The sequence below is a fragment of the Pseudoalteromonas piscicida genome (assembly GCF_002208135.1).
Classification (GTDB): Bacteria; Pseudomonadota; Gammaproteobacteria; order Enterobacterales; family Alteromonadaceae; genus Pseudoalteromonas; species Pseudoalteromonas piscicida_A.
This window is the reverse complement of the sequence record NZ_CP021647.1, coordinates 1,098,559-1,123,703: the sequence shown is the minus strand read 5'-3', so window position 1 is coordinate 1,123,703 and position 25,145 is coordinate 1,098,559. Positions and strand designations below refer to the sequence as shown.

Genomic DNA, 25,145 nt, shown 5'->3' with positions numbered 1-25,145 from the left:
TAGGCTGTGATGCTGTTTTTGTAGCGTTTCACAAAGCAAGTCATTATTGAAACGAAGCTGCTTATTGACTTCTGCCTCTTCCTCTTGCGCCTGTAACATACGATATAGCGGACGCTGCTGCGCTTCTGTCAGCCTCTCGGTTACCCGTTTCGCCCAAATTGTGTCATCGAGAATTTGCAGTGGATAACCTAATGCTCTGGCTTGCTCGGCTAGGTCGTGGAAGGTCAATAAATTATGTGGTACTAAGTGATATACAGAGCCTGCAGGTGCATGTTCTGCCAATGCATGAGTGATAGCGCAGGCTTGGTCAACCGGTAACATATCAACATACAATCCTGCCGCTGAGCGAGGATAAGCCGACACTTGAATACAACCTTTGATTAGTGCCCAAATCGCGTCTTTTTCATTACATTGTCCGCTTTCTTGAGGACCGGTAATGTTACCTGCTCGCAAGACAAGCGTATCAAATCCACGCGCTTTGGCCTGCCAGATCAGCTGCTCTGCCGCCCACTTACTGTGTCCATATCCAGAACTAAATTCGCCAGTTAATAGCTCAGGTTGTTCTGGAACTTGTGTTTCGCCCACATAAGCCGTATTGGAATACACTGAAATGGAAGAGGCGAAAATAAGCCGTTTTTTCGGCCCTTGAGCCGCCAATTGCAAGCAAGTTGTTACGCTATCAATATTTGCAGCGCGCAGTGACTCAACGCCATAGAAATGGTTAACAGAAGCTGCCAGGTGGTATATTTTGCTTACCTGTTGGCTTAAGGCCTCAAACGCCTCGGATGGCAGACCAAATAGAGGCTCACAGATATCACCAATGACGATCTTGATCCGCGAATTAGAGGCCTGTAGCGACAATCCGTAATGCCTAGCAGTTTGATACAGCCTTTGCCTTGCAGAACTTTCGTCTTCCGCTCGTACTAAGCAATATAAAGTACTATCACTAGAATCTAGCAACTGCTGTAGCAAGTGGATCCCCCAGAATCCTGTACACCCAGTGATAAAGGCCGCGTTAACCTGAACGTCGGTATTTTTAGGCTGCAGTGTTTCCCTCAGGGTGAGCGCGATTTCAGTTTCATTACTTTGTTTAGATTGCGTAGTAACGAGTTGACTCAGTTGGCTAGCCGTGGGAGCTTGCAAGAACTGATCAAGTGTTAAGCTTGCACCTAGTTTACTGTTGATGTCTTTCAACACACTCACCAGCAGTAGTGAGTCACCGCCAAGACTAAAGTAGTCATCCTCCACAGTGAGATCATCACGGTCAAAGTAGTCTGAAAAGACACTTAGTATCTGTGCTTCAGGGCTGAGTCCATGGGCTTGAGGTTCAGGCTCTGACGTTACAGAAGCAGCAACTTCCGTGTGGCTTAAGCGCTTTTCTCCCCACCAATAGGTTTTACGTTCAAACGGATAGGTTGGCATTACTTGACGTTGATAAGCACCTTCTCCCAACATGACGTCCCAATTAGGTTCAACCCCACACGTCCATAGTTGAGCTATCGCTCGCAACAACGACTGTTGTTCATGACCAAGCTGTTTTGCATTGCCAATGGTTGCCACGCCATAGTGATAATCTTGTCGCTTCAATAGCTGTGTGAACAGCTGCCCAGGACCGACTTCTACGCAAATATACTGCTGTGATTTTAGCAAGGCTAAACCATCAGCGAACTTCACAGTATGTCTTACATGCTCACTCCAATACTGGGGCGTTGCAGCCTTCGCAAAATCGACCCACTCGCCGCTTCGGTTTGAAATCCACGGCGTATTAGGTTGAGTAAACTTAAGTGTCGTTAAAAAACGCTCGAATTCACTTAACATGGGAGCCATTTGCTGACTGTGATAAGCGTGGGAAGTCTTTAGGCGTTTTGGCAAAAGCCCTTCTTCAGATAGGATTAACTCGGCTTCCTGAATTGCCTCAAAACTGCCCGCGATAACACAAGTGTCGTGGCTATTTTCAACGGCCAATTCAACACCGTTTGGCATTAAATCCGCAATACTTTGCCAGCTTTTCGAGACACTTAGCATCGCCCCTGTGGGCATGTTATCCATTAATCTCGCCCGTTCAATAACGGCACTAACTGCTTCTTCTAGCGACAATAATCCGCTTAGACAAGCTGCAACCCACTCCCCTAGGCTATGCCCAAGATACGCATCTGCCTGAATACCATAATAAGCCAGCAGCTTTGCTAAACTGTATTCCACAGCAAACAATACCGGCTGGGTGTTTTTGGTGATGGCCAGCTGAGCGTCATCACTGTGTAGTAGCTCGATAATGTCTACACCGCGATTTAACGCATAGGCTGCGACTTGGTCTAAGTGACGACGATATTCAGGCTCAGTCCGATATAACGCCATCCCCATTTGTACAAACTGGGTCCCTTGACCTGGGAAGATAAACGCCACTTTGGCTTGATGTTGCGCTTGATGCTCACCTACCTGCCCATACACTTCACCTTGATGCAGTAACACCGCACGCCTCAGTGGATAGCGCTCTCGGCCATGCACCATAGTCTTTACGCAGTCTCGGGATAGCTTACCCCGGCACTCAGCTTCCGCCAAGATGGCCTGATTGTAATCGCTCAACGATTTAGTTGATTTCGCGCTTAACGGAACAAAGCTCCATGGACTAAATTGCGCTGTAGCTTGCGCTTTAGTAGGCATATTTTGAAGCACCACGTGGGCATTGGTGCCACCAATACCAAATGAGCTGACTCCCGCCAATAGTGTTTCTTGCTGGTTTAACGCAACAGGTTGCTGGTTTACTCTCAGTGGACTGGTCTGCATTGCAAAGGCAGGATTTGGCTGTTCAAAATGTGGCATCGGTGGAATAACGCCTTTATCCAATACCAGTGCTGCTTTAATTACTCCTGCAATGCCTGCGGCTGCATCCAAATGACCATAGTTCGTTTTTAGCGACCCCACGTAAGTTTGCTGAGCCGTCGCACCAAGCTCTTCATAAGCACGACTCAAGGCATTGAGTTCAATTGGATCCCCCAACTTGGTTGCGGTCCCATGTGCTTCTACAAACTTGACTTGTTCAACGGGTAAATCAGCGGCGGTCATGGCTTCAATCACCAATTCTGTCTGAGCATTTTCACTGGGCGCCGTATAGCCGACCTTCTCATTGCCGTCATTATTAAGGGCCGTGGAACGGATCACCGCAATGATGTTGTCGCCGTCTTCAAGCGCCTCTTTGGTGCGCTTGAGTACCACAGCAGCTACGCCACTGCCAGTCAACGTACCTGATGCATTTTTATCAAATGGCCGACAAATTCCATCTTGTGAAAAGATAGCGCCTTCAATGTATTGGTAGCCCTTTTCATCCCCTAACTGAAGCGAGCTTCCGCCCACCAGCGCCATATCACAATGGAAGCTTTCAAGGTGTTGAACCGCCACAGATAAAGCGGTAAGCGAAGTTGAGCAGGCCGTTGCAAGCGTCATTGCCGGACCGCGTAGATTTAAATGCCACGCTACGCGAGTTGCTAGTTGGTCTGGCAAGCTGCCAGAAAACAAGCTCATGGCGTTGTGACTGTCGACGTGATGAATCACATTTTCAATAAAGTATTGGCTTGGACTGACTCCTGCAAATACGCCAACCTTGCCGTCAACTTGGCTCGGTGCATATCCTGCATGTTCCATTGCGGTTTGACATACTTCCAAAAAGCAACGCTGTTGCGGGTCAATCATCGCCGCTTCGCGAGCCGACAAATTATATAAATTAGCGTCAAAGTCAGCAGCGCCCTCTAAATTCATTGTTACCGGAACCCAATCCTTTGGTAATTGCGCTTGTTCTTCTGCGCTCAGTTGATGGACTGTCATGCCACTTTGACCAGCACACAAGGTCTGCCAAAAGGCCTCGATATTTTCAGCTTTAGGAAAACGTCCAGCCATACCTATGATGGCAATACTGTCTTCCAACTCTTCTGCCAGCTCAGTTATTGTTGTTGGTTCGCTTAGCATGTTTCTTTCCCTCTCCGTTGACGTTGACGCGCTTGACGTCGTTTATTACCGGCTTGACTACCTAGCTTCAGCTTAGCTTCAACCGTCTCATCACTTAACCAGTTGGCTTGTGCCGAAATTGTGGTGTGTTTGAATAAGGCCAATAGTTCAACTTCTTTTTCGAATGCTTGATTTATCGCCGCTTGTAATCGTGTGGCGAGAATCGATTGGCCTCCAACATCAAAGAAATTGTCCGTTACTCCAAAGTCACTATGACCCAAAATTTCTTGCCAAAGTGTCATTAAGGTCTGTTGTACCTGACCACTAGCTTGCTGCCTTGGGCCAGAGCTCACTACCTCAGCAGCCGGCAAGGCCGAGCGTTTGACTTTACCGTTGACGTCGGTGGGTAAAGCCGCAAGCTCACACCAAAGCTGAGGTACCATGTAACTCGGTACTAGTGATTGCAATTGAGCCTTGACTTGTGCAGCAGGGGCAGTGGTTACAATATAAGCAGCAAGCGCCGTGACGGTTTCGCCTTCATATTGCGGCACCACCGCAGCTTGGCTTACTTCGGCTAAGTTGCACAACACCGCTTCAACTTCTTCAAGCTCAACGCGGTGACCACGCAGCTTTATCTGATTATCGGCGCGGCCAATAAACACCAAGTTACCGTCGCCGTCATAGCGCACGAGGTCGCCAGAGTTATACAAACGGCCATAGCTTGGATGCGTGGTAAACCGCGCTGCTGTCACGTCAGGCTTGCGCCAATAACCCAGCCCCACACATGGACCGCCGATGTATAACGTACCAACTGCACCTGGTGGTACTGGTTGCAATTGCTCATCCAGTACAAACAACTTACTGCCGGGGCGTGGGACCCCCATGTGCGGTTTGCGGTTGCGACTAATATCAAAGTCACCCAATGACACACCTACCCCCGTTTCACTCGGGCCGTAGGCATTAATAATGCGACGCGCCGGCGCACTCCAAGATTGCAACAGTGCATAGGAAGGCGCTTCACCTGCGGTTAAAATGGTATGCAGTGCTGGATACGCATGAACGGGAGTATTGGCTAATACCGATGGGAACAAGATAGCAAAGTTTACCTGCATGGTTTCAAGGGTTTGTGCCAATGCAATGCCCGGCATAACGGACATTTTGTCTGCTAACAGTAAAGTTGCACCATTCATTAACGCCGCCCAAAACTCTAATACGGCAGAGTCGAAGGCGATGGAAGCAAATTGCAACACCCGAGTACCGACTTGAATATCCAGTAAATCATCTGAGTTACGGGCAAAGCCCATGACCGCACTGTGCTGTAATAAGGTGCCTTTAGGATGCCCAGTAGTACCCGAGGTATAGATCACATAAGCCAGTTGGTCGCAACGAACCTTGATTTGAGGACTTGTCCGCTCTACAGACGCAATGATGCGCTCGAGGTCATCCAAGAATAAGCATTCCCCTTGTACTGCTTGAGCTGTTTCTTGGGTACACAGTAATAAGTCGGCATCACTGTCTGATAGAATATAATCTCTACGTTCAGCTGGTAACTCGGGGTCTAACCCAATGTAAGCTGCACCCGCTTTCAACACAGCAAGGGCAGCAATAACGCTTATTTCATTACGAGGCAGACACAGCGCCACCCTTGAACCTACCTGCACGCCTCTAGCTAATAGAACACGTGCTAAGCCATTGGCCTTTTCGTCGAGCGTGCGATATGTCAGCGAGGTGCCATTTAATACCTCAACAGCAACGGCATCGGGATAAGCTTCTGCGCGGCGTTCAAACTCCCCATGTAAGGTAGCGGTTTGCGGCCACTGACCATCAACTTGACTCCAATGACCAAGTTTTTGTTGCTGCTTAGGAGAAACCACACTTAGCTGAGTGATAGGCATTGCTAACCAACTCGACAGTTGCGTTAATGCATATTCATAACTACCAATTAAGCTATCAATCAGCCCAGCTTCAAACAAGTCAACATCATACTCGAGTTGGATCACCATGCCGTCATCGCTATGCTGTACAAACCAGCATAAGTCGAGTTTTACACTTTCGGGTTCACTTTCAACTGGGGTGATAGTTAACCCGTCTAATGTGACCGAGTCCGAGGGCAAGTTGTGCAACGAGAAAGTGATCTGGAACAGTGGGTTCATTCCAGCTAAGCGGTCAGGCGCAGCAGCTTCAACAATTTGGCTCAGCGGTATGGTTTGATGATCTAGCGCATCAAATGCACTATCGCGTACCTGTGACAAGAATTGCTGGAGTGTCTGCTGAGGATCCAACTGACCGCGCAGTGGTAAAGTATTCACAAACAAGCCAACCGTGCGCTCAAACGCCACGTCATCTCGTCCCGACACAGGGAAACCTGTAACTACGTCGGTTTCTCCGGTGAATTTATGCTGTACCAACTGCCAAGCCGCCAGCAGTAACATAAAGCTAGACATGCCTTGAGATTGTGCCAGTTGCGTCAAATCGTCAGTGACATCTTGGTTTAATACCACTTCTCGTCTTGCGCCTTGCTGACGACTCAAATCTCGCTCCATTTGTAGCGGCAATTGGTGACTTTGCGGTGCAGCAGCCAAATGACCTCGCCACCAGTCTAAGCCTTCCTCAAGCTGCGTTTGCGGCAATGCTTGATACTGCCAGTAGTCTGAGCCACTGATCATGGTTGTATTTTTGGCTTCGTATAAAGCCATAAACTCTTCAGCTAAAATGGTCAGTGACCAACCATCGGCGATTAAATGCGAGACCACAAATTGTAGGCACGCCTGCGCACCTTTAGTCAGTAATACCACTTTAAATAACGCATCTCCGTCGAAGCTAAATGGCTCTGCACCAAGTTGTTGAGCTTGTGCGATAAGTGACTCATCCGGCCCTAAGCTGATGACTTCAAAGGGCACAGGCGCGGTCGCTTCACGAGCATGCTGCCAAAGACCTTGAGAGTCTTGTTTTAGATAGACACGCAAGGCTTTATGACCTTGCCAAAGTGCAGTAACCGCGTGCTCGATTCGAGCAAGGTCGTAGTTTCCATCAATCAATAACGCCAGCGGCATGTTGTAGGCGCTCTTATCACCTAGCAAGCTTTGTGCAATCCAAAAGCTTTGCTGCATCAAAGTCGCGGATTTACGCTCCACCTTAGGTAACTCTGCCAACTCGGTTTTTCCTTGCGTAAGCGGTTCGTTAGGGCCAACCAAAGCAGCCAGTTCGCGAACGGTTGCCATTTGGAAAAAGTCACGCATGGCAATTTTGTAATTGAACTGCTTTTGTAAGCGGGATATGACACGAGTTGCCAACAGTGAGTGTCCACCAATTTCAAAGAAGTTGTCATCTCGGTAAACGACTTCTAAATCGAGTAACTCAGCAAATACTTGGGCGACAAACTGCTCAGAATTGGTTTGTGGCAATTCGCCCACTCGAGCTTGTAGTGCAGCCTTAGGCTCAGGCAGTGCACGGCGGTCGACCTTACCGTTGGCAGTCAGTGGGAAAGCTTCCATCATCACAAAATAAGCAGGCACCATATATTCAGGAAGACGCTGTTGTAATGCAGCTCTAAGTTGTGCTTCACTCGCACAACCTCGACTGTCCATCACATACGCCACCAAAGCAGCATCTCCCTGCGGCTCTTTATGCGCCATGACCAGCGTTTCATCGACGCCTGCCATATCACTTAGCAAGGCCTCGATTTCACCAAGCTCAATTCTAAAACCACGAATTTTTACTTGGTTATCGCAACGGCCGAGGTATTCCAAGTCGCCATCAACCGTTACCCGTGCCAAATCACCCGAGCGGTAGAGGCGATCCCCATTGACAGTGATAAAGCGATCTGCGGTTTGCTCTGGTAAGTTGAGATACCCACGAGCCAGACCAGCACCTGCAACATAGATCTCTCCTGCTACGCCAACAGGCACTAAGTGTTGATGTTCATCTAAAATCAAAATATCAAGATCGGCTATACCATCACCAATTAAGCTGGCAGTGGCTGTCTGCTCAAGCACATCACTAGCTTGAATGCGACGATGGGTTGCATGTACTGTGATCTCGGTGATCCCGTACATATTGATAATTTCAATTTCATCTTGATAACGCTCAAACCAGCCTCGAAGCGCCGTAAAATCGATTTCCTCACCCCCAAGTACCACGCGACGCACTGGCAGTTGCTGACTACTTTGTAGGTTTTCTCGAACCACTTGTAAAAATGCCGATGGAGTTTGGCTTAACTGAGTGACGCCTTGCTCACACAACAGTTCATGAAACGCTTCGCTGTTGCGTGTTGTTTCATAAGGCACCACCACCAATTTGCCACCATGTAATAATGCCCCCCAGATCTCCCATACTGAGAAATCAAAAGTACATGATGAGAACAGGCTCCACACATCATTTTCAGTGATTGGGATCCGTGTAGCGGTTGCATCAAACAGACGCACCACATTGCGATGCTCTAGTAACACGCCTTTGGGCGTCCCAGTAGAACCCGAGGTGTAAATTACATAGGTTAAATCCTCAGGTTGACAACGCGCCGGCGGGTTATCGCTGTTATGACCAGACATCATGGTCATCGCCGTATCGAGATACTCGACCGTACTAAATTGGCTGCTGTACTGAGCATCACCAATGACCAAGGTAAGGTCAGCATCATTAACAATATAATCAATACGCTGCTGCGGATGTGTTGGGTCTAGTGGCACATAAGCACCACCAGCCTTCATCACACCTAAGATAGCAATCAACATATTGATTGAGCGATCAACACAGACACCCACTAAACTCCCCGCCGTAACGCCTCGTTCAATTAACTGCCAAGCAATACGGTTAGCTTGTTGATTGAGCATTTGATAGCGGATTGATTGTCCTTCACACACAATCGCAACGTGTTGCGGATATTGTGCAGCGATCCGTTCGAATCGGGCATGGGTCGTTTCATCACACATAAAATCCTGACGTGGCCGTTGGTAAAGCTCACACACCCTGCCCGCAACTTCATCACTAAGCAGTGGCAAGCTATCAAGCTGTGCCGTTGGCTGTGCCAACATGCGCGTTAGCATTGCGGTAAAGTTAGACATCATGTCAGCAATTGTGCTTTCATCGAATAACGCACTGCTATATTCCATTGTCAGCCATGTCCCCTCAGCTTGAGGCGTAACATTGAGCAGCAAGTCGTACTTAGCTACGTCCAATTGTGGGTCGATGGCGCTTACCTCAAGACCATCAAGCTCCAAGCCGTCATAGGCCAAGTCTTGATAGGACAGTACCGCTTGGAATACAGGCGTGCGGCTAGTATCTCTGACCTTTACGACCTCTTGCACAATGCGCTCAAACGGAACTTGTTGATTCGCCATCGCCGCTGCCAATTGACGCTGTACAAGGGCAAGCAGTTGCTCAAAGCTCTGCTGCGCATCGAATTGCAAACGCAGTGGCAGCATATTGACGAAGAAACCCACTAATTGCTCAAGTTGCGTCGTCGCTCGACCCGCCACTGGAGTACCAATAACAATGTCGTCTTGGCCGGAATAACGTCTTAACACAGTGGCAAAGGTTGCCATCATCACCATAAAGCCGGAATAACCTTGGCGTTCATAGCTATTCAATGTTGTCATTAGCGATTGCGGTAATAGGCAGCTATACGTCGCTCCAGCTTCACTGCGAGTCTGCGTACGAGGTCTGTCTGTATATAATTGCAGATCGGGCGCATCGGCCAATGTACCACGCCAGTAATCCAGTTGTGCGGTAAACGCATGATCATTAAAATGTGATCTTTGCCACTGAGCAAAATCACCATACTGACAGCTTAGTACCGGCAACTCTGGTGTTTGCTGGTCACAATAAGCACGATAGGCCTGTCGTAATTCATCAGCAATAATGGCCAAAGACCAGCCATCCGCCATGGCGTGATGTACATTGATAAGTAGTGCTACATCCTCGTTATCCAACATAAAGACATCAGCACGAAATACTGGTCCTTGGCGTAAATCAAATGGCGTCGCGGATACCTTTGCCATCATTGTCTCAAGCTCATCCTCAGCGCAGTAATGCAGATTAAAAGGCACTTTGGCGCTTGGGTCGGCTTGTTGGTAAGCTTGCTCGTTATCTAAAATAATACGGCTTTTTAGCACCACATGGCGATTAGTAACCAGTTCAATGGCTTTACTTAATGCACCTAGCCTTACCTTACCGCGCATTCGGTAAGCAAGAGGGAGGTGATACGCTAAGCTTTCTGGTTCCATATCGTGTAAGAACCACAGTCTTTCTTGAGCAAACGATAAGGGGTGTATCGCGTCAATAGCAGCGGCTTGGATGCGCTCTTGCTGCCCTGCCGCGCCATCGTTTTGAGCTTGTTGTAGCAGCGCCAGCTGATCCCCTAAACGCTGTTTTAGGAACACTTCAGCAATAGGCAGTTCGATGTCAAATTCATCTTTTACTCGATTTACAAGCTGCATAGCAAGTAACGAGTTACCACCTAGGGTAAAGAAACTATCTTGTAACGAGGGCTGTTTACCTAGCAGTTCTAGCCATATATCAGCAAGCTGTGCGGCTTGACCTTCTAGTGCACCGCTGCTTGCCAATTGCCCCCAATCTTCCGCACTTGGCGTTGGTAATACTTTGCTGTCTATCTTGCCGTTTGCATTCAACTTAAAGTGCTCTACAAAGGTAATCGTCGACGGCAACAAATAGTGCGCGACTTTATCTGTGAGCCACTGCTGGAGAGATTGGCGGGTTAACTCATGGCCTGACTTTAGCTGCACATAAGCGGCTAGATAGACCTGCTCTTCGTCTTGACGAACTTGAACATAGCTTAGCTCTACGGCGTCATGTTGGTTCACCCGAACTTGCAGTTCTTCAGGTTCGATACGGTGACCACGAATTTTCACCTGATTATCAGTACGACCAATAAAGTGCAGTACACCATCGCTATCTTGACTTACTCTATCTCCTGAACGATAGAGCTTTTCTTCACTGTATGGAGTGAAAACAAACACCCGCTCAGTTAAGTCTGGACGGTTTAAGTAGCCGTGGGCGACACCAGCACCACCTAGATACAGCTCACCAGGTACGCCTAATGGTAACAGGCTACCGTAGTCATCCATTACTAAGTGATAACTCCAAGCACAGGCACGGCCAAGTGGCACATCTTGACCAGCAAGAACACTTGGTGTCAGCGCAAATGTGGTTGAGAAAATCGTATTTTCTGTCGGTCCATAGGCACTACACAATTGCCCCTGATAGCCACTAGCTAACAAGTCACGGCAATAGCGGATTGGGATCACTTCACCGCCAGTCCAAAGTACCCGATAGTGATGTAATATTGTCGGGTCGGTTTGCACATATTGATTAAACAAGGCCACCGTCATAAAGCCATAGTCAACGCCATAATCCGCTAAAGCCTGCCCAAAGTCAGCGGGCGACAATACTTGCGAATGGGAGATCACTGCCAAACATGCGCCACTTAGGAGCGCAGACCAAATTTCGAAGCTTGCACCATCAAAAGCAGGGTTATTCATAAAGCTAACCACATTGTTTTGGGTTAACTCACCTTGCTCTGGGTTAAGCACCAAGCGGCTGATCCCACGATGAGGGGTGATCACGCCTTTCGGCTTTCCGGTAGAGCCTGAGGTATAAATAACATGGGCAACGGCCTCTGGTGAGACACGCTCAAACGGCGCAAGGGTAGAATAATGAGTGAGCGCTAAGTCCCTACTATCAATTGAGGTTAACTGGTTACTACTGAGCGTTGCTTTACTATGGTTATCAACAAATACCAACTGCATTGCTGCTTGCTCGGCCACAAAATCTATTCGCTCTTGCGGCCAAGCTGGGTCTAACGGCACATAACCTGCGCCAGCTTTGATGATAGCCAAGGCATTGATAATCCAGTCTACCGAGCGAGGCATCGCGATTGCAACCAGCGTATTTTGCTGCACCCCTTGCTCAATAAGATAGTGGGCCAGCTGGTTAGCCTGCTCGTCTAATTGTCGGTAACTCAGTGCGCTATCTTGTTGTTTTACCGCTATGCGCTCGCCGTGCTCGGCAACCACATGCGCAAAACCAGAGACGAGATCACTAGGTTCAGTCTGGGCCTCAAAATCAGCCTGCCCCAACCCTACCAATTGCTTAGCTTGCGCTGCGGACACCAAAGAAAGTGATGCAATGGGTGCCGATTGCGCTAAAACAAGCTCTCCAACAAAATGGATAAAGCCATTAACTAGTTGGTCGCCTAGCGCTTTAGGGAAGACATCCAGTGCAAATTCAAATTCACCAAACACCTGTCCTTCACGTTCAGCCATCGCGAGCAAGAGGTCAAATTTAGCCGTGTCATGACTCATTTCAAGCTCGGAGAATTGCACCGTCTCTAGCTCAGCTCCCCCTCCTTGTTGGTCAAGCGTAAACAAAGTCTGTACTAAGGGGTTAACACCAGCGATCCGTTCTTGCTCAAGAGCGTCTACTAAATGTTCAAATGGCACATCTTGATGTGCAAGCACTCCTAACCACTGCGATTTAATCTGGGCAAGATAGTCTGTGAATGCAGCTTGATGCTGACACTGACTACGCAAGGGTAAAGTGTTAACAAATAACCCAACCACTCGCTCAAGTTCTGAATGTTCACGACCAGAAACAGGGACCCCAACTATCAGATCTTGCTGCCCAGTTAAGCGCGATAAATAGGCATTATATGCAGCTAACAAGACCATAAATAATGATGCATCTTGCTGCTGGGCGAGCTTACTTAACCCAAGACTAGTAGCATCATCCAAACTAAATGCAATACTATAGCCAACAAACGAGCGCTGTTGTGGACGGCGATGTGGGGTTGGCAAGCTTAGCACCGTTGTCGCATCACTCAGCGTTTCTTGCCACCAATTGAGCTGCTCGGCAAGCTGTTGCTGATAACTATCACTCAATTGCCAGTGGACAACATCACTGAAGGTGATTGCACTTGGGTTTTGCACGGCTTCACCGCTTAATAGCGCCCGTAAGTCATCAAGTAGTAACTGACTGGACCATGCATCCGTGATCACATGGTGCATCATTAGCATCAGCACTTGCTCACCTTGCTCTGAACGCAACAAGTAAGGTGCAAACAAACTAGCAGCAAAGTCAAAGCTTTGCTCCGCTCGGTCGCGACACCAAGTCATGAGTGCTGCATCGGTATCAAATGTTTTAAGTTCAAGTGCTTGAATATCATTGCTAATATACTGTTGCTGCTGTGCAAGTTGCAGCCTTGCTCTTAACATCGGATGTTGCTGCTGCAACTGCTCAATCGCGAGGTTAAGCTGTGCTTCATCCAAGTGCCCATGCACGCGCCACAACGTTGGCATGTTGTACAGTGGCGTGCCCGGCTGCAAGGTCTCAAACCACACCATTTGCTGTTGTATCGCACTGAGTGGGAAATGCTGCTGTGGCATGAGTTCATGATGACTGATCTGCGCACGCGCCTCGGGCTGTAACTGAGTGATATATTGCGCCAATGCCTGTGGATTCGGCTGTTCAAATAGGTCTTTAACGGTAAGCGCATTACCTACCTCCAATGCACGGCGTAATGTTGAGATCAGGCGCATTGCAAGTAGTGAGTGTCCTCCTAATTGGAAGAAGTCAGACTGTCTGCCGATCCGATCGACATCAATTTTTAGTAAGGTCGCCATCTGCGCCGCAAGTTCAGACTCCAGCCCCGGTTGCGGCGCTTCACCACGCTCGTCAATTCCCGCCTCCGCTAAATTGGGGAGAGATTTGCGATCCACCTTACCATTGGCAGTAACAGGGATCTGAGCCATCAAGATATAATGGGTTGGCACCATAAAGTCCGGTAACCAAGCGGCAGCATGACGTTTTAATTCAGCCAATTCAGCGCGGCTTTCTAAATAAGCAATGAGTACCCCGTTTTCGACACTGACGACACAGCGTTTTGTCTCTGGAGCTTGTTCCATCACAGATTCAATTTCACCCATCTCAATCCGCATTCCTCGGATCTTAATCTGGAAGTCGCGGCGCCCCAGGAACTCAAGCTCGCCAAGATGGTTATAGCGTCCTAAATCTCCTGTTTTATAGAGTCGGCTGCCCGGCTCACCAAATGGATTGGCAACAAATGCATTTGCAGTTAATGACGGTGCATTTAAATAGCCTCGACCTAATACCACCTCACCTGCAACACAGATCTCCCCTACAGCCCCTTGCGGAACAGGCAGCAGATCGGCATCGAGTAAATAGATGGCCGACTGATACACAGGCTTGCCAATGGGGAGTTGCGCGTAGAACGCTGCCGGTGTTTCTTTCATCACATGCAACGTAACATCATCACTACATTCCGCAGGGCCGTAGGCATTCATCATCGGAATATGGGGGTAACGCTTAAACCACCTTCTTGCCATTTCTGGTGGCAGTGCTTCACCGGTAGGAATAAGGTGGCGCAAATCACCTAAGCTGTCATAGGCACCTGCAGCAACCTCGTCCATCAGTTGCTGAAGCTGAACCGGCACAGTTTGTAATACCGATACTTGATGACGTGTTAGTGCCTGTAAAAACAGCAGTGGGTCAAGCACAGTTTCATCACTGAAAATCGCCACGCAGCCCCCTTTCATCAATGCGCCTAGGTACTGCCAAACACTGATATCAAACGACAATGCTGCGGTCTGTGCAAAGGTATCGACAGCGCTAAATTTAAGGGTATCTAGCGCCGCCCAATTATGGTTTACCATGCCCTGATGGGTGGTCATCGCCCCTTTAGGTTTGCCCGTTGTACCTGAGGTGAATAACACATAGGCAAGCTGCTCTGGATGTCGCGCTACAGCGTTAAGATCAACGTTTTGCGTCGCTCGGTCATTTGGGTGTACCACACAAACGTCATCAAATGGGCCAGCTCTATCTGTGATCACTTGTTTTATATGATGCTCGTCTAACAACATGCGAATTCGCTCGGTTGGTAAACGCGTATCCAGCGGTAGGTAACATCCACCCGCTTTAAATATTGCCAACATCGCAATCATCACGTGGCAACTACGAGTGAGGTGAACCGCAATCGGATGATCCGCCACAGCACCTTGTTGTAATAACACACCAGCCAGTCGATTGGCTTCGTTGTTTAGCTCTCGGTAGGTCAGGCTACGCAGGCCATCATCAACAGCGATTTTATCGCCATATTGTGCGACAACTTCATCGAAGACATCCAAGTAATGTGCATTACGATGTTGAGTCGCGGGCAACGTTGCAAAGTCTTGCCAAATGCTGTTGTCGCCTTGATCAAGTAGCTCGAATTCTGCAATCACCTGTTCTGGCTCAGCACTCGCTTGCTGCAATAGCGTTAGATACTTGTGTGCAAATCGGGCGATGGTTTCAGGTTCGTATAAAGTTGCATCATATTCAAAGCGCAAACGTGTACCTTGCGATACCGACTCAAGCACCACAGTCATGTCAAATTGTGGCTGATCCGCTGGCAAATCGAGTAATGTCAGTGGCTGTCCAGCTAACCGAAGAGAATCACTTGAGAAACTATTTTGTAGATCGAACATCACATTAAATAGCGGTGACTGTCCGCCACGAGAGAGCACACTCATTACCTCATCATAAGGCAACATTTGGTTTGCCATCATGGCACCAAATTCATGACCCGATTGCTTGATAAGGTCAACAAAGCGCATTTGTGGTGAGTAACGCTGCCGATAAGAAAGCGTATTGACGAACATCCCTAATGTTTGCTCAAAGCCACTTTGCGTGCGACCAGCTGATACGGTTCCAATCACCAAATCTCGCTCACCGCTTGCATGGCTGAGCGCCAAACTAAAGGCACACAAATAAAGGTTAAATGGTGTAACAGCATATCGACTAGCCAGTTGCTCAATTTGAGCAACGACACTCGCTTCCAGATTAATATCATAATAAGCAGCGACAGCGTTACGCTCCGGACGCTTTTGGTGGTCAACCGGTAAGCTAACTCCTTCATTGGCTTGCTCTAAATATTCTTGCCAAAAGTCGCGTTGCGCTTGTGCTTCGGCGCTTTGCATCCAGTTCGTTTGTTGATAGCAATAGTCGTTATAATCCAATGCAAATGGTTCTGCTACAGCAAGTTCACCACCTTCATACGCTACAGCTAAATCATTGAATAACTTGTTTAGTGACCATCCATCCAAGGCAATGTGGTGTGCACTCAACGCTATAAAGTGTCGAGATTGGCTGTTGATTAACGTAACACGTAAAGGACAGTCGCAGGCCAAATCAAAGGTTGTGTTCACACATTGCGCTGCATATCGCTCTACCTCATGTTGATCATCACTATCAAGCTCAACCACTTCAAGCTGGCATGGGTTTCCTGCAATGCGTTGGATCACACCCGCTTGTTCTTCAAACCGTTGACATAGCACCGGATGCATATTGCTCAGCGCTATCAAGGCTTGCTGTAGTTGCTTCGCGTCAAGCGCTGCACATTGAGCCACAAGATTGATGTTGTAAGCCGTACTTGTGGGCTCCAACTGCTGCATAAAATACATGCGAGTTTGTGCAGGACTTGCTTGTGAGAATGATTCAGGTGTGGATATCGCAGCAACTTGAGACCGTTCAGCTTGCGTAAGTAACTCGGCTTGCTCTTCGAGCGTTTGCGCCATAAATAACTCAGCAATACCTAGGTCTGTCGCTAATGCCATTTTCACTTCACTAACCAACTGCATCAGCAAAATGGAGTTACCACCAAGCGCAAAGAAGTTGTCTTTTGCGGTGGGTTTCACCTTTAATAGTTTATGCCAAATGGCGGCTAGTTTTTGCTGCTGTTGGGTCAGTGGCATGTCATCTATCACTTTGCCCCAATCAGCTTCAGTTGGCTCAGGTAAGGCCCGCGCGTCTACTTTGCCATTGTGCGTAAGCGTAAATTGCTCAACTAGAGTAACAGTAGATGGAAGCAAATAATGGGCGACACGAGATTTCAGCCAAGTTAGCACGGTTTCACGGTTTATCTGCGCTTGCGGTGTTACTTTGATATACGCAGCCAAATACGCCAGCTCACTGCGTTGTTTCACAACGACAACGCTATTTTCAATATCAGGGTGCTGATCTAACTGATTTTTTAACTCTTCAGGTTCTATCCGATGACCACGGATCTTAACCTGATTATCTATGCGGCCAAGGAAGTGTACGGTGCCATCAGCCGCCATATACACCTGATCTCCTGAGCGATACAAGTTCCCTTCACCATAAGGGTTTTGAATAAATGCTTGAGCCGTTAGTTCAGGACGAGCAAGATAACCGTGCGCCAATCCTTCACCGGCTAAACATAGCTCACCCGGCGTGCCCAATGGCACTAATTGTCCTGCGGCGTTAAGTATAAGGTGACTACCCCAAGCACAGGCATGGCCAAGTGGCACATCTGTCCCTTGCACCATCGCTAAGGTGATCTCACAGGTTACTGAGAAAATCGTATTTTCCGTAGGGCCATAACCATTACACAATTTGCCTTTAAAACCACTTTCAAGCAGTGCCTTACAGCTCAAAGAGGACACCGCTTCACCGCCAATCCAAAGACGTCGATAACCGTGTAACATGCGTGGATCGGTTTTCACATATTGATTGAATAACGCAACGGTCATAAAGCCATAGTTAATTCCCGTTTGTTCAACCACTTTGGCAAACTCAGTTGGCGCAAGCACTTGCTGCTCTGTCACCACAGTCAAGCAACCGCCGCTTAGCAGCGCCGACCAAATTTCAAATGTCGCCCCATCAAACGCTGGGTTATTCATAAAACTGACCACACACTGTGAATCTAACCCACCTTCTGCTGGGTTCAGTACCAGCCTGGTGATCCCACGGTGCGGCGTCACTACCCCTTTGGGTTGACCCGTCGAACCTGAGGTATAAATAATATTGGCAACACTGTCAGCAGTTACGCTCTCTATTGGCGCTGTGGCTGCATAGTCATTTAACTGAGGAAGCAAAGCCGCCAAAGAAAGTGACGAGACTTGCTCAGACAACGATTGCTCAGCAAATGCAGTATTGATATTTGCCTGTTGTAAAACAAAGTGAATGCGCTCTTGCGGCCAACGCGGGTCAATGGGCACATAAGCCGCGCCTGTTTTGATTATGGCTACCGCTGCAAGGATCCAATCCATTGAACGAGGCATAACAATGGCAACATGACCTCCCGCCTGAACCCCACTTTCAATTAAGTAATGGGCTAATTGGTTAGTCACTCTGTCAAGCGATTGATAACTTAGTGTTTTATCTCCTTCACGCACAGCACTTCGCTGTGGATATGCCGCGGCAGTGGACATAAAACTGCTGATAAGATCGCATGAACTGTGTTGGGGAGATACCGGAGACTGGCCTAACTTAAGCAATTGCTGTTGTTGCGTCGTATCAATGAGTGGTATTGCCGCTAATGGTTTGTCTGCGTCTTGAACCACTTGCTCGACAAAATAAGTAAAGCCATTAACGAGTGCCTGTGCTTGAGTGTCATGGTAAAGATCGCTAGGAAGCTCAAAACTCCCCTGACAAAGCCGACCATCATAAGACATCGCTAACAAACAATCGAATTTGGCCGTATCGTGATCTGTCACTATTTCAGTGCAAGTCAACTCACCAAAGGTTTGTGATGCACCACCTTGTTCAAAGTTGAACATCAATTGCACAAGTGGGTTAATACCGGCGCTTCGCTCAACACCTAAACCATCAATAATCGCTTCCAACGGGGCTTGTTGATGTGCAAGTATCTCTAACCATTGTTGCTGTGTTTGTGCGAGATATGCTTTAAAACTGAGCTTTGGCTGACACTCAGCTTTGAATGGAAGTGTATTCACAAACAAGCCAACAACCTCATCAAACTCGGTACGGTCACGGCCCGCAACAGGCACCCCAGTAATTAATTGTTCAGCCCCCGTCAACAGCGACATATAAGCCGTATAGCAGCTGAGTAATAAAGTAAATAAGCTGACTTCAGCTTCTTGCGCCAACTCAGCAACCGCGCTAGAGGCCTCTGAAGACAGGCCAAAACTCCACGTTTTACCTTGGAACGTACGCTGTGATGGACGCTTTTGCGCGGTTGGTAACGCCGACACATGCGGTGCATCTTGTAAGTAGTCGCACCACCAAGATACCGCTTCTTTAACCTCTTGCTGATAGCTAGCTTGCTGCTGCCAATTCACTAAATCAGCGTAATGATAGGTACTTGTGTCTTGCACTGATTGATTACTGTAAAACGCCATCAAATCCGCCAACATCACTTGGCTTGACCAAGCATCTGAGATCAAGTGATGCATATTAAATACTACTACCTGCTCACCACTTGGCCAGCAAAGTAAAATGGGCTCGAACAAGCTAGCTGTCAGATCAAATGGCCGCTTTGCTATTGCTTTCACTGCTTGCGACATAGACGTGGTTTTGGGCACTTGAGTCACAGTCAAAGTTTGGACGTGTTCTGAGATAAACTGTACGTTACGCGTCTCATCAATACGTGCGCGCAGCATCGGGTGTTTGTGTTGTAAAAACGTCACCGCCGCTTCCAGTTTAGTGCTCTCTAGCTCGCCATGAATTTGCCAAGCGTTAGGCATGTTATAAAGCGCGGTGCCCGGCTGCAGCTTCTCAAACCACAGCATTTGCTGCTGCGTTTTTGTTAAAGCAAAATACTGGTTATCGGCAGGGGTTACTTGGGCCAATACTTCCCCCTCTGCAATAGTCGATTGGGCAACAAACGTGGCCAGTTCACTTAAGTTAGGAAAATCAAAAATCGCCTTAACCGTTGCTTTTTCGTTGAGTGAATAGTGCTTACGTAAGGCAGAAATGAGCTTCATCGCCAACAATGAGTGTCCACCTAAGCGGAAGAAATGCGCATCTCGATACACTTGGTTCACTTCTAAATCAAGCAGTTGTGCGTATTGCTTTGCCAAGTACTGCTCAATTTCCCCACAAGGTGACTCACCCACTTCCGTTTTTCTAACTTGTGCCAGTGTAGGTAATGCTTTTCTGTCGACTTTGCCGTTGGCAGTCACAGGCAGATTATCCATTATCACAAAGTAGCTAGGCACCATATGCTCTGGCAGCTGCTCTTGTGCATGAAGACGCAGTGCATCGACACTTAATTCACTTTCTAGGTATGCTAATAAGAGCCCTTGTTCAGCACATACAATACAACGAGGTGTCGCTGGTGCCATTTCCATCACGGACTCAATCTCACCAATTTCAATCCGCATTCCACGGATCTTAATTTGGAAGTCGCGACGACCAACAAACTCCAATTCACCCGCAAAATTAAAGCGACCTAAATCACCAGTTTTATACATTCTGCTGCCAGGCGCACCAAACGGGTTTGCAATAAAAGCATTCGCGGTGAGTGCTGGGGCATTTAAATAGCCACGTCCAAGTACTACCTCTCCGGCGATACAAATTTCACCGATAGCGCCGACAGGTACAGGCTGAAGCGCTTCATCTAAAAGATATACACCACACTCTGTAATGGGCATCCCAATAGGTAGAACGCTTTGAGGAGCAGGAGGAGCCACGGATAAATGATGCAACGTCACATCATCACTACATTCTGCTGGGCCGTAAGCGTTAAACATTGGAATGGAATAATTATCAAACCAGGTTCTCGCAAGGCTTGGAGGTAGCGCTTCTCCGGTTGGGATCAAAATGCGTAAGGCAGCAAGCGGGTCACTCGCCAATTGCGTTGCTTGATCTATGAGTTGTTGCAACTGCGCAGGCACTACCTGCAACACACTCGCGTTATAATGTGCTAATGCTTGCAAGAATAACAAAGGGTCGAGCACTTCTTGGTCGCTTAAAATAGCCACCCGAGCACCACACATTAACGGTGCCAAATGCTGCCACACGCTAATATCAAAAGATAATGCAGCCGTTTGCACAAAGCAGTCAGTGGTTGAGAATGACAGCTCGTCGAGCAATGCATAATTATGGTTCACCATACCTTGGTGGGTCGTCATTGCGCCTTTTGGTTTGCCCGTCGTGCCTGAAGTAAATAGCGTGTACGCCAGTTGAGCAGCAAAGCGCGGGATCTGTGTCAAATCTATCGTCTCATTGCCAACAGCATCCGAACCCACCACAGTGACACCAGTAAACGGACCTTCACTGTCGCTGATCACAAACTCTATGCTTTGATCTTCGATGAGACTGAGGATCCGCTGCGCTGGTAAGCGCATATCAAATGGTAAATAACTGCCACCGGCTTTGGCAATAGCTAACATCGCCACGAGCACTTTATGACCGCGCTCTAGATGTACCGCAACAGGTTGCTCTAACTTCACTCCAGTCTCAACTAAAGCCCTTGCTAATGCGCAAGCCTGTTGGTCGAGCTGCGCGTAAGTCAGTGTTGTCTGACTGTCTTGAACCGCGATTGCGTCAGCAAATTCAGCTACACTAGCGTCAAAGGCATCTAGATAGTGTTGATAGGGATACGAATTAGCTCGAACCGATGCATAGCTATCTACAAGTTGCTGCTCTTGGCTACTCAGTACCATCAGCTCGTATAGGGGTTGCTCTGGATGTTCGCATGCTTTGGCGAGTAGCTCACGATAAGCGGAAATAAAGCGCACAATCGTGGCTTCTTGATAGAGGCCTGCATCATACTCACAAATAATGTTAAGACCATCTTGTTGAGACTCTAAGGTGACCGTCAAGTCAAACTGAGGGTCATCAACACGCATCCGCGCGCTAGACCAATTCGCTTCGCTGTCGGCTCCCCAAGTGACTGCATTTTGCATGTCAAACATCACGTTAAACAGGCTTTCACTGCCACTAATGCTATGCTGTACTCGTTCATAAGGAAGCTGTTGCTGTGCAAATGCTTGCTGATTTTCAGTGCCGACTTGTTTGCAAATTGCTTGAAAACTATTGCTAAGATCAACACTGTAGTTTAGCGCTAACGTGTTGACGAACATGCCCACTGTATCAGCAAATCCGCCCCACTCACGACCCGCAACCGCAGTACCTAAAGTAAGCTGCCTTTCACCATTTTGATAGCCTAACTGTGCATAAAAAGCACTGAGGAAAACATTAAATGGCGTTAGCTGCCAGCGTTTAGCCAGCTCAGTTATCTGCAGGTTAATATCGTTACTGATCACCTGTTTATGCACAGCTGCACGCGCCTTATGATCCGCTTTTTTCGCAAAATCAAATGGCAATGCGCTGCTGGGGTTATGCTCAGCTAAGTATCGAGACCAGAAGTCGATACTCAGCTCGGCCTGCTCACTGGTTAACCATTGCTGCTCTAGTTGGCAATAGTCGTCAAAAGTACGGGCCTCTTCGTTGATTTCAACACCATAGTAAAGGCTATGTAGTGTCCGTAAAATGATATCTAATGACCAACCATCCACGATGCTGTGGTGTGCACCAATGTATAACGTGGCACTATTATTGTGGGTAAATAAAGCGACCCTAAAAAGACAATCGGTGTTTAAGTCATACACCTGCTGATTGAGCAAGTGCAACTGTGCATTCACGCCTTGTTCGTTAGTACAGGCATGCTCTGTTACGCCACCAAAACTGCGTGTTTCGCGCCATAAAAATTCGCCATCATAAGAAAAACCTTGCGTCAGTACTTCATGTTGGTGAATTAGTTTGTTTACCGCTGTGACTAAACGTTTTACATCAATAGGCGTCTGGCTCGTTAATGTTACGCCTAAATTATAGGCGACGCTATGAGGGTCTAATTGCTGCATAAAGTACATCCGCTGCTGCGCCGCAGACGCTAGCTTCTTATCAGTAGCGGAATAGGTTTGAAGCACGGCGTCATGCAATGGCAGCAGATGTGTGGCCATTTCATTTAATGTTGGGTGGCTGCCAATACAAGCAGAGTCTAATGCAAATCCGTGTAAATAAGCATGATGGACAAGCTTCATTGCCGCGATTGAATCGCCACCCAAGTGATAAAAATTGTCAAATCGGCCAGCCTTCACATCTAGTACGGTTTGCCATAACGCTGCCATCGCAACTTCTAACTTACCTTGTGGGGCGATGTATTCAGATTGCTCGCCACGGTCAGCGGCGCTAGGCTCCGGCAACGCTGCTTTATCAATCTTGCCGTTGGCATTTAAAGTAAAGCCAGAGACTTGAGTAATACTGGAAGGTAACATGTATGGTGGAAGACGCTCAGCAAGCCAAGATAGTAGCTCAGTTCTACGCTGTGCCGACAATACTATCGTTTTGGTAAAGCAAATAAATGCGGCTAGGTACTTTTGGCCGTTGCGTGTCATAACACGCACATGGCTTTGGGCAATATCAGGGTGTTGACCGAGTTGCACCTGTACTTCCTCAGGTTCAATTCGATGCCCTCGAATTTTTACTTGGTTGTCGGCACGCCCGACAAAGTGCAATATTCCATATTCATCCATCCACACCAAGTCGCCAGAACGATACATAGTGCCTGAGTTAAACGGATCACTGATAAACGCTTGTTCTGTTAATGTTGGTGCGGCTAAATACCCTTCCGCTAATCCTTCACCCGCTAAGTAAAGTTCACCGGTAACACCAAGCGGAAGTAGCTGCCCCTGAGGATCTAGCACGTAGTGATTTGAATAAGCACAAGCGCGTCCTAGCGCAACCGAGTTTTGCTCTAGCGCTAACTCATCAAGCAGATGAGTGGTAGAAAACACCGAATTCTCTGTTGGTCCGTAGCAGGCAATCAATTTCCCTGAAAATGAATGTTGCAATAGGCGACGACAGGTTTCGACTGGGATCACTTCACCCCCGAACCACAAAGCGTCGAGACCACATAGGATGCTAGGGTCAACTTGCACATACAGATTCACAAGGGCTACGGTTAAAAAGCTATGCGTGACACCATGCTGAGTGAGTGCATTGCCAAAACGTCTTGGCTCTTGGACTTGCTCTTGTGAAATGACAGCCAACGATGCCCCATTTAATAGCGCCAACCACATCTCAAAGCTGCAAGCGTCAAATGCGGTATTATTGCAAAAGGCAACCACACTACTTTGGTTGGTATCAACATGATCTAAGTTGAGTGCGATACGATTGAGGCCTCCGTGCTTTAATATCACACCTTTTGGCTTTCCCGTAGAACCCGAAGTATACAAAATACAAGCTCGAGTGCTAGAGTCCAGCTTACTTCTCACAGGTTCAATGGTCGCTTCACTTAACTCAGTTTTATCAAGATTGACCACAGCGACTTCTGGCACTCGCAGGGTAAAGCTATCCCCGCACAACAGTGCGGCAAATTGACACTGTTCATGCAATAGAGTCAGGCGTTCTATCGGAGTATTTAACGCAATTGGTACGTAGGCGGCGCCAAGTTTAACGACTGCCAAGCACGCCTCAACTAGTGCGGCTGAACGTGGTAACGCCACTGCCACGGTATCTCCACTAGAAACACCAAGCCCCTGTAAGATGTGCGCCAACTGTTCACTGCGCTTATCCAACTGCTCATAGGTAAGGTGAAGCGCTTCCTCCCGCACTGCTATTTGCTGCGGATGAGCCGCAACGTTTGTACGAAAGACACTTACTAAGTCACTGATCTCTGCTTTTGCTTGATAGCTTGGCTGTCCAAGTGCTAACAATGTTTGTGCTTGCTCGCCAACGAGGGCTAAGGTGTTTAATGGCGCTTGCGGTGTCGAGACCGCAGCCTTTAAAAAACCTAAAAAGCCAGTAAACAAACTTTGAGCAACCGCTTCACTGTAAAGTGCTGTTGCAAATGACATTTCACAACTATATCCAGACTCGCTATGGCGCAAACCTAATAATATCGCCATTTTTGACAAGTTGAGCTCAGCGCTATGGCTATAACTTGCAAACCCAAGCTGTGTAAACGCAGCGCAGCCAGCATGACTTTCTAGCTCATGTTGCTGCGCCAGCAAGCTAAGCGTTTCATTTGATATGGGTGAAGAAGACGCTAAAGTGGTATCACACTCCCTAATTGCCTGAGAAAAACCTGACGTAAGATCAATATTGAACAAGGCTATTTGCTGCGATAAAGGCGCAGCCTGAACTGCAAGTACTTGCTCAGAATGCAGGGTGAGTCTTGCTAAATAAGCGATAAACGCGGTGAGCAAGGTGCTGCTAGCGGATGCTTCACTTGCACTTAGTGAGCTTGAAATATCGGCTACATAATGAGTATGCTCCTGATTTGCCGAATGCTGTATATTTTCTGAGGCCGGTATCGCTGAGCGAAACCCACGTTTCGCTTGACTATCGAACCAGCGCGCTTCTGTCGATAATTGCATTGAAGTCTTAGAATTATTGTTCATTTTTGTATTCCGTTAGTAAAACGTTCC

2 protein-coding genes (1 of these 2 running past the window's edge) are annotated in these 25,145 nt (G+C 47.9%); both read right to left on the bottom strand.

What is annotated here, in order from left to right:
* A protein-coding gene (locus tag B1L02_RS23385) for a type I polyketide synthase (protein ID WP_088533090.1) crosses the window boundary here: on the bottom strand, window positions 1–3,960 show its 5' portion. 126 nt of this gene lie to the left of the window's left edge; only the first 3,960 of its 4,086 coding nucleotides appear in the window; the start codon lies at window positions 3,958–3,960; its stop codon lies off the left edge, out of view.
* Complete coding sequence (locus B1L02_RS23380; RefSeq protein WP_088533089.1) at window positions 3,954–25,118, bottom strand: non-ribosomal peptide synthetase; 21,165 nt, start codon at window positions 25,116–25,118, stop codon at window positions 3,954–3,956. Before B1L02_RS23380 ends, B1L02_RS23385 begins: the two co-directional genes overlap by 7 nt.
* Window positions 25,119–25,145 lie beyond the last annotated feature (27 nt).

Coding starts and splice junctions, on each gene's coding strand:
- B1L02_RS23380 (WP_088533089.1), bottom strand. CDS start 25,118: ATGAACAATAATTCTAAGACTTCAATGCAATTATCGACAGAAGCGCGC.